Below are 12,144 nucleotides of genomic sequence, written 5' to 3' on the forward strand. Positions count from 1 at the left end.
AAGATGAACGATATCAATAAACAAAAAACCTACTTTATAGATGTTCAAGGCACTCTCATCGATGATGCTGACAGACTGCCTATTCGTGGGAGTGTAGAGTTTATAGATAGTCTAAACGAGCAAAAGATCCCATATATGGTGATCACAAACAATACTAAGCATTCTAGTGAAGAGTTTTTAAACTACCTGAACTCCATAGGTCTAAATATCAAAAAAGACCACTATCTTGATCCTTTGATGCTTTTAGAAAGTAAGATCGCTAAAGATGAAGGTCTTGCGGCATATGGGACAAAAGAGTTTCTAAACGTAGTCGTTTCAATGGGTTATACATTGGATTATGAAAATCCTAAGACGGTCTTGGTATCGATCAAAAACGATTATAACTCTGAAGAGTACGCCCAGATCATAGACTTTTTACTAAGCGGTGCGAAGCTTGTAGGTATGCATGAGACGACGATCTATGCAAAGAATTCAAAAAGATATCCGGGTGTGGGTGCGATACTGAAGATGCTCTCTTTTGCCACTTCAGTCTCTTATGAAGTCGTCGGAAAGCCGAGTGACAACTTTTATAAAGAAGCGTTAAGCCGAGTAAAACAACAGGATGAAACGATCGAGTTTGGTGATATCACGATCATAAGTGATGATGTAAAAGGCGACTTGACGGGGGCTGCGATTTTCGGGATGAAGACAGTCTTTGTTTTAAGCGGAAAATATAGAAAAGCCGAAGAGATCATCCCACTGTTAAAAGAGGATGAAAAACCGGATTTTATATTTAACGATATGCAAGAAGTGATGGAGAGATTATGAAGACTTTAGATGAATGCAGAGTACATATAGACAAGATAGATAATGAGATATTAGAGCTTTTAAACAAGCGTATGAAGGTCGTCGAACGTGTCGGAGAGATAAAAAACGAGACCGGTGGAGCGATATACAGACCTGAACGTGAAAAAGCTATTATCAAACGTTTGAGTGCAAAAAATAAAGAGGATAACGGTCTTTTAAACGATTCTGCTATTGAAGCCATATACCTTGAGATCTTTGCTGTAGCGCGTAACTTGGAGCTGCCTGAACGTATCGCATATCTTGGACCTGAAGGAAGTTTTACCCATCAAGCCGCAGAAAGCCGTTTTGGGGCGATGAGCAGCTACCTGTCTCTAAGTTCTATTCAATCTGTATTCAAAACTATCGAAGCCGGACGTGCGAAATTCGGTGTAGTTCCTGTAGAAAATTCTCGTGACGGTGTTGTAGGCGAGACATTGGATCTTCTTGCAAAATCACCTATCAAGATAGTCTCGGAACTTTATATGCCGATCCATATGGCGTTTGCATCAAAAGCAAGAGAATTAAAAGATATCAAGCGTATCTATTCAAAAGATAAAGGTTTCGGACAGTGCAGGGAGTTCTTGCAGGAGCATGAGCTTATAAACATAGAACAGATCCCTGTCGAATCGACGGCAAAAGCGGCAATACTCGCAGCGGCAGATCCGGAAGCTGCGGCAATATGCAGTCATATAGCAGCGAAACTGTATGGTGTACCGACGATGTTTGAAAACGTCGAAGACACGGTAGATAATACGACTAGATTCGTAATACTCAGCGATTTCAAAAACGGTATCAGCAAAGATGACAAGACATCGATTTTGGTAAAATTGAAAGATCCGTTGAAAGCAGGTTCACTTGTGAACTTTCTTCAAGATTTTAATAATGAAAAAATAAACCTTTCTAAGATAGAATCACGCCCGTCAAAAGAGAAAAACAAGATGGGCTACTGGTTCTTTATCGACTTCTTCGGTCACATAGATGATGAAGCGGTCCAAAGAGTTGTCAATAAACATGCCAAAGAGGTTACTTGGCTTGGCAGTTATGTAAAGGAAAAATATGGAATTTAATAAACATTTAGCAAATATCAAGACTTACGAAGCGGGAAAACCAATAGAGCTGGTAGTAAGAGAGTTTGGGATCGATCCAAAAGATATTATAAAATTAGCAAGTAACGAAAATCCTTTCGGATGTTCTGTTAAGGTGCAAGATGCGGTATCGGCTATCGTAAAAAACATGGCTTTATATCCTGATGATTCGATGCTGAAATTGAAAAATGGACTGGCAAAAAAATACGGCGTAGATATCAAAAATCTTATTATCGGTTCTGGAAGCGATCAGGTCATCGAGTTCATAGTCCATGCAAAACTTGATGAAAAATCGACTGTCCTTATGAACAGCGTGACATTCGCTATGTATGAGATCTATGCAAAACAAGTGGGTGCGAAGATCGTAAGAACATCTTCAGAGGAACATAATTTAGATGAGTTTTATGCAATGTATCAAGCGCATAAGCCGTCGGTAATATTTCTATGTACACCAAATAATCCGACAGGTGATGCGATCGATGCAAAATCTTTACTTGAGTTTATAGCGAAGATCGATGAGAACACTTTAGTCGTCATAGACGGTGCATATATGGAGTATGCGATCGCAAAAGATGCGTCTAAAAAGATCACTCCAAAAGAGATAGTAGACGGATTTAACAATGTCATCTATCTTGGAACATTCTCTAAAGCTTACGGTCTTGGCGGAATGCGTGTAGGATACGGTATAGCATCGGCTTCTATCATCGAACCGTTGTATAAACTTCGTCCTCCGTTTAATATAACAACGCTTTCTCTTGAAGCCGCGAGCGTCGCACTTGAGGATGAAAAATTTGTACAAGACAGCATAGAAAACAACTTTACAGAGATGAAAAGATATGAGGAGTTCGCTGCTTCAAATTCTTTAAAAATAATAGAAAGTTATACCAACTTTGTTACATTGTGTTTAAATGATGGTCAAAATTCATCACAATTAGCTGATTCTCTGCTTAAAAAGGGTATGATTGTAAGAGATTTAAGCGGTTATGGTCTGAATGCTGTGAGGGTGACCGTAGGGACACCTTTTCAAAACGATAGATTCTTTGAACTGACTCCACAATTTTTATAACGGGTATATATGGATTTTAAGGTACTTTTTTCACAACTGGTTGTACTTTATTCGAAGCTAAGTAAGGCTCAGCGCATTATTATCGGCGGTGCTGTCGTCGGTATTGTCTCATTTTTAGTCTTTTTGGTCGTGTTTACGTCAAAAGGCGAGATAAAAAATGATTACGAGGTCCTGTTTGAAAAGCTTAGCAGTGAAGATGCTTCTAAAGTAGTCCAACAGCTTGATAAAGAGAATGTACCCTATTCATTAGGTGAAAATAACACGATAAAAGTCCCGAAAGACATAGTCTATAAAGAACGTATATCCATAGCATCTATGGGTATCCCGGCAAATAAAAATGTCGGTTTTGAACTTTTTGATTCTCAGGAATTCGGTGCTACGAGTTTCGATCAGAACGTGAAGTATTTAAGAGCGTTAGAGGGTGAGCTTTCACGTACCATCTCGGCACTGGATCCTGTTGAAGGTGCCAGTGTCTCGCTTGCACTTCCTAAAGAAACTCTGTTTGTTTCAAAGCAGACCGAACCTACAGCTTCCATCATGGTAAAACTCAAAGATGGAAGAACACTGACTCCAAAGCAGATAAGAGGTGTTAAGAACCTTGTCGCATCCGCAGTACCAAAACTTACAATAGAAAATGTCGCTCTAATCAACAGTAACGGTGAAGTACTTGGTGATAATGACGACATGGCGCAGCTTGGCGAACTTTCGGTCGTAGAGCAGAAATACAAGTCTAAAGAGGAGAAAAAAAGCGAGCAGAAGATCGTCGATGTTTTAGCTCCTTTCTTAGGCGGGAGTGATCATGTCGTCGCAAAAGTGACTATCGAGTATGATTTCTCGCAAAAAAGCTCTACCTCTGAAAAATATGACCCCGAAAATGTAGTAAGAAGCGAGCAGACTTTAGAAGAGAAGCGTGAAGGTTCGACTCCGGCAGACGTCGGTGGAGTCCCAGGAACGGTAAGTAATATCGGTCCTGTTCAAGGACTAAAGAACAATACGACTACAGATAAATATCAAAAAAACACCGGTACAACCAATTACGAGATATCAAAGACCGTTTCAACACAAAAAGATCAGTTCGCGCGTATCAAACGCATCACGGCGGCAGTCGTTGTTGACGGTAAATATCAGCATAAAGTAGATAAAGACGGTAATCCGACGGATGAGATGGAATATATTGCACTTGATCAATCACAGCTTGATGCGATCGCTTCACTGGTATCGCAGTCTATCGGGATAAATCAGGACAGAGGCGATCAGGTATCTATTAAGAACTTTCAGTTTAAAAGCTATGCTGATACAGCAGCTGCAGGAAGTGAAGGTATTAATAAGTTCCTTACATTTACCGATACGTATATTACACCGTTTGCTTCAGTGTTTAAATATGCTTTTGTTCTTATCTTACTATTCATACTGTACAAAAAAGTCATCTCTCCGTTTGCAGAGAGAATGCTGGAAGTAACACGTGAAGATGAAGATGTCGAGAGACCTGTTCTAGCTATTGAAGATGACGAAGACGATGATCTGGTCGAGAGAGTCCAAGAGATGCGTAAGAAAGTTGAAGATCAGCTTGGTGTCGGTCAAAACTTTAACGAAGATGAACTTAAGTATGACGTCTTATTAGAGAAGATCAAAACAATAGCGGAAGATCATCCGGATGATCTAGCGGCATTGATCCAAAGTCTGCTGAGTGAAGAATCTGTCGCTACGGCGCCATCATACGCAAAAATATTGGAGGGATTATAAGATGAATCTTTCTTCAACACAGCAAGCTCAATTTGAAGAGATGTCGATGTCCGAAAAGATTGCAATACTTTTATTGCAGCTTGGAGAAGATATCACAGCCAACATATTTGCAAATCTATCTGTCGAATCTATTACGGAGATCTCAAAGTTCATTGCGACAAACAGATCTATCGATAAAGCAGTTGCAACCGCAATACTAGAAGAGTTCCATGCGATACTCCAGTCTAGCCAGTATCTTACTTCCGGAGGTCTTGAGTATGCGAGAGAACTTTTATATCGTACTTTAGGACCGGAAGAAGCTAAAAAAGTATTGGATAAACTCTCAAAAAGTATGCAGAACTCTCAAAACTTTGCATACCTTTCTAAGATCAAACCGCAACAGCTTTCAGACTTTATTATCAACGAACATCCGCAAACAATTGCACTTATTTTGGCGCATATGGATGCTTCGGCTGCGGCTGACGTATTAGGCTATTTTTCTGATGACCTTCGTGCTGAAGTTGCGATGAGAATGGCAAAACTGGGCGATATTTCGCCTTCTGTCATCAAGCGTGTCAGTGCGGTGCTAGAGTCTAAACTAGAATCTCTTGCGAGCTACAAAGTGGAAGTCGGTGGACCTCGCGCTGTTGCAGACGTATTTAACCGTCTGGGTGCAAAAGCTTCTAAAGCTACTCTAAGCTCGATCGAGCAGATCGATGAAGAGCTTGCGTCAGCTATTAAAGAGATGATGTTTACTTTTGAAGATATCGCTAAACTTGATAATAATGCAATAAGAGAAGTTCTAAAAGCTTCGGATAAACAAGATCTGATGCTGGCACTAAAAAGTGCGGCTGAAGACCTTAAAGAGAAGTTCTTTGCAAATATGTCACAACGTGCACGTGATACTTTTGAGGAAGAGATGCAGTTTATGGGTGCAGTTAAGATGAAAGATGTCGAGACTGCGCAGCGTAAAATAGTTGAAGTCGTTACACAGCTTTCAGAGCAGGGTCTCCTTCAACTAGGTGAATCAGAAGAGATGATAGAGTAATGGACACATTAATCACGACAGATCATTTAGCAAATCATAATATCGATAAGTATAAGTTCAAAGTATTTTCTCATTCAGACAAAGAATTGGCGGAAAAAGAGTTTTCAGAGGGCCAGGATACAGTCGTAAGACAAGAGGTCTTTAGAAGTCTTGACGAGTTGAAATCTTCTGATGAAGATGAAGAAACATCTCATAGCGGCAACAGAGATGAACTTGTCGAATCACTGCTGAAAAAAACTGATGAGATGTCATCAAACTTTATCAAACTTCAGATGAAATTGGAAGACTCCGAAGAGGAGTGTGCCAAAAAGCTTGAAGATGCTAAAAAAGAGGCTTATGAAAAGGGTCTAAATGATGCAAAAGAGCAGTTTAATACAAAACTTGATAATGATAAAGTAACAGCGATCAACCAGTTTTCAGAGTCTGTGAAAAAACTTGAAGAGAGTGCCAATGAGTACAAAACGGTCCTTGAAGGAATAAAAAAAGAGCTTTTAGAAGCTGCTTTGGATATCGCCAGAGAGGTCATCGAGGTCGAACTTAGTTCTAACTCATCGAAAGTGGCGGTCACTCTTGCACACGAACTGATAAAAGATCTGCAGACGGCAAGTAAGATAAAACTTAAAGTTAACCCAAATGATCACGGTGCAGTTTCAGAAAAAGTCGGTTCTTTAGAAAATATCGAGATAATTTCAGACAGGGCGGTAAGCCCTGGCGGCGTCATCGCAATTAGTGATGCCGGAAATATAGATGCACAGATATTAAATCGTTATGAACGTGTGAAACAAGCGGCATTACAAGAAGATTAGGAAGTTATGAAAATAGACATAAAATCGTACAATATTGAACAATTAAATAATTTATGTAAAGATATCAGAGAGAGAATTTTAGAAGTCGTAAGCAAAAACGGGGGACACTTAAGTTCGACACTTGGTGCGACCGAGCTGATAGTGGCTATGCACAAGGTTTTCGATTCATCAAAAGATCCTTTTATATTCGATGTATCACATCAGGCATATGCGCATAAACTTCTTACCGGACGCTGGAATGAATTTGATACATTAAGAGAGTTTAATGGTATCAGCGGCTATACAAAACCGAGTGAAAGCAGTGATGATTATTTTGTTGCCGGACACAGTTCTACATCGATATCATTAGGTATCGGTGCGGCAAAAGCGATCGCACTTAAAGGCGAACAAGAGACACGAGTCCCCGTCATTATGATAGGTGACGGTTCGATGACTGCCGGGATGGTATATGAAGCGTTAAACGAACTGGGTGAGAGAAAATACCCGATGATCATCATCTTAAACGATAATGAGATGAGTATAGCTGCTCCTATCGGTGCAGTAAGCCGTATGCTGAGTTCTGCAATGGCTTCTCCGTTTTACCAAAAGTTTAAAAAAAGAACTGAAAACTTTGTAGATAATTTCGGTGACGGTGCGAGATACATAGCAAAAAGACTTGAAGAATCTTTAAAACTTATAACACCCGGGATCATGTTTGAAGAGATGGGAATAGACTATATCGGTCCTGTCGACGGACATGATATTAAATCTCTTATAGATATTTTAGAACGTGCAAAGAGCATGAAAAAACCGGTTATCATCCATGCCCAGACATTAAAAGGCAAAGGCTATGAGATCGCCGAAGGCAAGCATGAAAAATGGCACGGCGTAGGTCCTTTTAATATTGAAAGCGGTGACAGTTACAAAAAATCACCTGCAAAATCTGCTACTCAGATATACACAGAAGCACTCTTACATGTAGCCGCTCATAACGAGAAGATAGTCGGCGTCACGGCAGCTATGCCGAGTGGAACAGGGCTGAGTGAACTTATGGAAAAATATCCTGAACGTTTTTGGGATGTAGCTATTGCAGAACAGCATGCCGTGACTTCGATGGCCGCGATGGCAAAAGAGGGATTTAAACCGTTTTGTACTATCTATTCGACTTTTTTACAGCGCGGGTACGATCAGGTAATACACGATGTCTGTCTGATGGATCTGCCTGTTGTTTTTGCACTTGACCGTGCAGGAATAGTCGGTGAAGACGGTGAGACACATCAAGGGGTCTTTGATATCAGCTTTTTAAGAGCGATACCGAATATGACCCTTTTAGCACCTTATAACGAGAAATCTTTTCATCAGGCGATAGGTTTTGCTTCGACGTATGAACACCCGTGCTCCGTACGTTACCCAAGAGGTTCTTTCATAGAGTCCGACCTGCCAGAATCGAAACCGTTTGAACTTGGAAGATCACAACTCTTAGTGAGCCATCAAAGCGATATCCTGTTTATCGGGTACGGAAATGGTGTAGGACGTGCATATCAGACTATGAAACTTTTAGACAAGGAAGTGTCACTGCTTGATCTAAGGTTTGTAAAACCGCTGGATGAAGAGATGCTCAGAGAGTTGGCTACAAAGCATAAAAAATGGTTTGTATTTAGCGACAGTTCAAAAGCGGGCGGAGTAGGCAGTGCCCTTTTAGAATTTTTATCGAGTAACACCTTATCGGATGTAGAACTCGTCAGTTTTGAATATGAAGACAATTTTATTAAGCATGGGAATACTGTATTGGTAGAAGAATATTTAGGTATTCGTCCTGAACAATTAGTAAAAAAAATTAATAATATATTAAGTCTGAAGAAATTTTGATATAATCTATGTTTAAATCAGGTAGACGGGGTCAGTTTTTGAGGTATTTATTTGTATTGATTCCAATAATATTGAATGCTAACAGCATAGAACAGCTTGCGGCAAAACTGAATCTTTTGGCCGGAACGAAAGCTACAACGCAGTGGGAAAGAGTTTTCTCAAGCGACAGAAGACAAGTTCAGTACGGTATCAATAATTTAAATGAGATAGAAAAGATGCGACTTAAAGAGTATCTAATCAAACATGCTGCAGATTCAGATCAGCCTATAGTTCCGGGATTATAAATGAAAAAACTACTTTTTTTAGCACTGCCGCTAATACTTTCTGCAGATAATGCAGCCTTACAAAAAAGACTCGATGAGCTTGAAGCAAAAGTAAGACTTTTAGAAAAAAATGATCAAGAGAACTCTCAAGATATAAAAGAGATGACTCCTATTTTAGAAAAAACGGAGATGAGATCGATCTTGGATAAGATAGATTTTTCACCTGAACTTGAACTTCGCGTAGATAAGTTCGATTATACTCTTGGAAAGATCGCAGGCGAAGATACCAGAATATACGGTAATCCTGATTATCAGCCTGACGGTACATATCAAAGAAGAGATGAGTTCTCAAAGCATTTCGATCCTGCAGGATATATCCGTGTACGACTCAATATGAAAGCTCAGCTTGACGATCAGGTGAGTTTTTACGGGAGGATGGTATTTGCCACCTCTTCACAATCCTATCAAAGACTTTGTATCCTCTCTCGTGATATTAAGTCTGTTTCAGCTTCAAGTGCTTTTGATATAGAGCGTGCTTATTTTGATTACAGTGCCGATAAATCTTCACCCAATGCCTTTACTTTCAGTTTCGGAGTTTTGCCTACGACAGGCGGGACACCGATGCAGTTTGCACAAAATACAAAAAGAAAATCGATGTTTCCAGCACTTGTTTTCGATATGAACACATACGGTGTGATCGCAACACAAAAGTTCAATAACAATACTTTTATCCGCGCGATCGCTGCAAAAGCTTATACGATGCGCGGACAGTTCTATCCATATCAGTGTAATCGGGAAAATATAGATAATGCGGATGTACTCGGTCTTTATGCTGATACAAAGTTTCATTTTTTCGGAAATGCACTGCTTTCTGGAGGGATCAACTATCTGTATAACTTAAAAGCGCATCCTTACCTTGGTCCAGACGTTACATCGGACAATGCAAATGTCCTTGGTAATATGATGACACTCGGACTCGGTCTGGATATAGCAGAGTTCAATGAGAAGGATATTGATCTGTTCGCACACGGAGCGATGTCTATTCCTGACGGTAACGGTAAAGTGGATGACTATCAGATAGTCAACGACGTGAACGGGACTACCGCTTCTGGAACGGTTGGTTTCTCAACGGCTGCCTATGCAAAAGGTCCGATGATCAGTTCTAACGGATATGCTTTTTATACAGGTACAAAGTACGGCATAAATGAACGTTTTGATCTTGGTCTGGAGTATAACTACGGAAGCAAGTACTGGTTCAGTGCTACTCAGGGTGCGGAAGATATATACAATAAACTCTCTACCCGCGGACATGTAGGTGAAGCATATGTGATATGGAAGTTTCATAAGAACCTTTATACAAAGGTGGGTTATCTCTATACCAAAGAGGAATATACCGGCTCAGGATGGCATTTTGGAGAGCCTGCAAGCAAAGACGGAACCCAGCAAGTGGGATATATCTCAATCAATGCTAAATACTAGGCTGAAAAGACGATGAAATTTAAAAGAAAACTTTATTTTTATCTTTCTATCGGAATGGCTTTTATGCTTATTCCGCTGTACTTGAGTATCCAAAGTATGAAATCGACTACTGAGATGATCGATTTTATAGTAAATGAACAGATACGACTCTCTGAGCTTTCATATAAACTCGATAATGATATAAAGATCAATAACTCCGATGTGCTAACAGCCATCATCCTCAATAATAAATCTACAAGAATAAATGTCCAGGAATCCTTTAAAAATGTCAAAGATGATATCAATCAAGTAGACGAGTTTTTAAAAGAGATCGATTTTAAGCATGATAAACTGGTTGAAAAGGTGGATGTCATCAGACGCAGGGTTGTCGGATATGAAGCTGTAAACCAATCAATAAACGAAGCATTAAAAAGTCAAAATACCGAAGATATAGAAGATGCACTGCTTGGATTCAGCAAGATAAACAAAAAGTTCAGTGAAGACACAAACGGCTTGTTAGAACTTGTAAAAAGTGAACTTGAAAAAGACATATACAATCTAAAGATCACTAACAGTGATATGAAACTCAGGATATTTCTTTCGTTCAGCGGTTCATTTTTGATCATTATCTTCTCTATATATAAGCTTATATCGTTAAACACGAAAGTAAAGATACAGCTAAAACGTGCCGAAGATGCAGAGAAAGAGCAGAGATATTTAAAAGGTGAACTTGCGAAATATAATGATGACTTGGAAAAAGAGATAGAGAAGAAAACAGAGGAACTGCATTCGAAGATATATACGAACTATATAAGCGGATTGCCAAATAGAAATCAGCTGCTTTTAGATATGCAGGAGCAGAACTTTTTATATATGGCGATCTTAGATATCGACAAGTTCCAGCAGTTTAACGATATTTACGGAGAAGAGTTAGGCAATACCGCTATTAGGATGAGTGCCGACTTTATAAGCAGATCTGTGCCGGCAGAAAATAATATGTTGTATCATATAACAGGGGATGAGTTTGTCATAGCTACTCAGAATAAAAAACTTTCTAAAACAGACTTTATTACGAAGATAGAGGAACTTTTAGAAGAGTATAAACATAATGAGTTTAGATATGAGGACAAAACATTTAATCTTATTATGAGTGCAGGTCTCTCCTTCTCAGGTGCTTCAAAGATGCTCGCATATGCTGATATGGCATTAAAAAATGCTAAAAAGAAAAACATCTCTTTAGGGATATTTGAAGACGACAAGAAGATAGAAGAGGAGCACATCAAGATAATAGAGTGCTACAATACTCTTCTTCGTTCTTTTGAAAACAATACTATTGTCTCATATTTTCAACCGATCTTACCGCTTAGCGATAAGTCAAAACCAAGAAAGTATGAATCACTGGTAAGGATTATAGATGACGGGAAGGTGATACCGCCGATCACTTTTATTGATGTGGCAAAGAAACACAGACTCTATCAAAAGCTTACACAGGTAGTGATAGAGAACACACTGTCCGTAATAGAGAGATATAAAGTCCCGTGTTCTATCAATATCTCGGTCGACGACATTATAAGTAAGTCTACTCTGGAGTTTTTATATAAAAAACTTGACAGTTTTGAATATAGTAACCTTATAACGATAGAGCTTTTAGAAACAGAAGATTTTCAGGACTATGAAGATGTCTTGGAATTTTGTAAGAACATACGTTCATACGGTGCGAAGATCGCGTTGGATGATTTTGGAAGCGGGTATTCTAACTTTTCGCATGCACTCAATCTTCCTATCGATTATATAAAGATAGACGCTTCTATCATATCAAATATAGACAGAGATAAAAATTCTCAGGTGATGGTCGAGACCATAGTGGATCTGGCTCGTAAGATGAACGTAGAGACGATCGCAGAGTTCGTTTCATCAGTCGAGATACTTGAGACGGTGACATCGCTTGGAGTTGATTATGCCCAAGGTTTTTATATAGGTAAACCGGAGCCGATCACATATTACATAAAATGACATAAGGGTT

Annotated in this window: 10 protein-coding genes; all 10 read left to right on the top strand. The window is 39.3% G+C overall.

All coding sequences use genetic code 11. The features are described from left to right. The first annotated feature begins 3 nt into the window (after window positions 1-3). From WCX87_RS02955 to WCX87_RS03000, 10 genes are read left to right on the top strand one after another with little or no spacing between them, the layout of a single operon-like run. Window positions 4-807: an HAD-IIA family hydrolase gene (locus WCX87_RS02955; protein ID WP_345980550.1), complete on the top strand. Its 804-nt coding sequence runs from the start codon at window positions 4-6 to the stop codon at window positions 805-807. Then, window positions 804-1,892 carry a prephenate dehydratase gene (gene pheA, locus WCX87_RS02960; protein WP_345980551.1) on the top strand — a complete coding sequence of 363 codons (1,089 nt, stop codon included), beginning with the start codon at window positions 804-806 and terminating at the stop codon, window positions 1,890-1,892. Before WCX87_RS02955 ends, pheA begins: the two co-directional genes overlap by 4 nt. Then, a complete protein-coding gene (hisC, locus tag WCX87_RS02965) occupies window positions 1,882-2,976 on the top strand; it encodes a histidinol-phosphate transaminase (protein ID WP_345980552.1) in 1,095 nt (364 codons plus the stop codon). The genes pheA and hisC overlap by 11 nt, the downstream gene beginning before the upstream one ends. A 9-nt stretch (window positions 2,977-2,985) precedes the next feature. Beyond that, window positions 2,986-4,719 carry a flagellar basal-body MS-ring/collar protein FliF gene (gene fliF, locus WCX87_RS02970; RefSeq protein WP_345980553.1) on the top strand — a complete coding sequence of 578 codons (1,734 nt, stop codon included), beginning with the start codon at window positions 2,986-2,988 and terminating at the stop codon, window positions 4,717-4,719. A gap of 1 nt (window position 4,720) precedes the next feature. Continuing rightward, window positions 4,721-5,746 (top strand): flagellar motor switch protein FliG, encoded by a 1,026-nt coding sequence (fliG, locus tag WCX87_RS02975; RefSeq protein WP_345980554.1) that lies wholly within the window; start codon window positions 4,721-4,723, stop codon window positions 5,744-5,746. Next, window positions 5,746-6,552, top strand: coding sequence for a flagellar assembly protein FliH (gene fliH / locus WCX87_RS02980; RefSeq protein ID WP_345980555.1), 807 nt, complete (start codon window positions 5,746-5,748; stop codon window positions 6,550-6,552). Before fliG ends, fliH begins: the two co-directional genes overlap by 1 nt. Window positions 6,553-6,564: 12 nt before the next feature. After that, window positions 6,565-8,400, top strand: coding sequence for a 1-deoxy-D-xylulose-5-phosphate synthase (dxs, locus tag WCX87_RS02985; RefSeq protein WP_345981089.1), 1,836 nt, complete (start codon window positions 6,565-6,567; stop codon window positions 8,398-8,400). 56 nt (window positions 8,401-8,456) lie between these two features. Next, window positions 8,457-8,684, top strand: coding sequence for a hypothetical protein (locus WCX87_RS02990; RefSeq protein ID WP_345980556.1), 228 nt, complete (start codon window positions 8,457-8,459; stop codon window positions 8,682-8,684). Continuing rightward, window positions 8,685-10,142, top strand: a complete 1,458-nt coding sequence (locus tag WCX87_RS02995) for a DUF3373 family protein (protein ID WP_345980557.1) — start codon at window positions 8,685-8,687, stop codon at window positions 10,140-10,142. Window positions 10,143-10,154: 12 nt separating this feature from the next. Next, the gene (locus WCX87_RS03000) at window positions 10,155-12,134 is read left to right on the top strand and encodes a bifunctional diguanylate cyclase/phosphodiesterase (RefSeq protein ID WP_345980558.1); all 1,980 of its coding nucleotides are present in this window, start codon (window positions 10,155-10,157) and stop codon (window positions 12,132-12,134) included. Window positions 12,135-12,144: the final 10 nt, after the last annotated feature.

Source organism: Sulfurimonas sp. HSL3-2 (assembly GCF_039645965.1).
Lineage (GTDB): Bacteria > Campylobacterota > Campylobacteria > Campylobacterales > Sulfurimonadaceae > Hydrocurvibacter > Hydrocurvibacter mobilis.

What these genes read in the sequence shown, in the direction of transcription:
- WCX87_RS02955 (WP_345980550.1), top strand. Translation starts at nt 4, where the DNA reads ATGAACGATATCAATAAACAAAAAACCTACTTTATAGATGTTCAAGGC.
- pheA (WP_345980551.1), top strand. Translation starts at nt 804, where the DNA reads ATGAAGACTTTAGATGAATGCAGAGTACATATAGACAAGATAGATAAT.
- hisC (WP_345980552.1), top strand. Translation starts at nt 1,882, where the DNA reads ATGGAATTTAATAAACATTTAGCAAATATCAAGACTTACGAAGCGGGA.
- fliF (WP_345980553.1), top strand. Translation starts at nt 2,986, where the DNA reads ATGGATTTTAAGGTACTTTTTTCACAACTGGTTGTACTTTATTCGAAG.
- fliG (WP_345980554.1), top strand. Translation starts at nt 4,721, where the DNA reads ATGAATCTTTCTTCAACACAGCAAGCTCAATTTGAAGAGATGTCGATG.
- fliH (WP_345980555.1), top strand. Translation starts at nt 5,746, where the DNA reads ATGGACACATTAATCACGACAGATCATTTAGCAAATCATAATATCGAT.
- WCX87_RS02995 (WP_345980557.1), top strand. Translation starts at nt 8,685, where the DNA reads ATGAAAAAACTACTTTTTTTAGCACTGCCGCTAATACTTTCTGCAGAT.
- WCX87_RS03000 (WP_345980558.1), top strand. Translation starts at nt 10,155, where the DNA reads ATGAAATTTAAAAGAAAACTTTATTTTTATCTTTCTATCGGAATGGCT.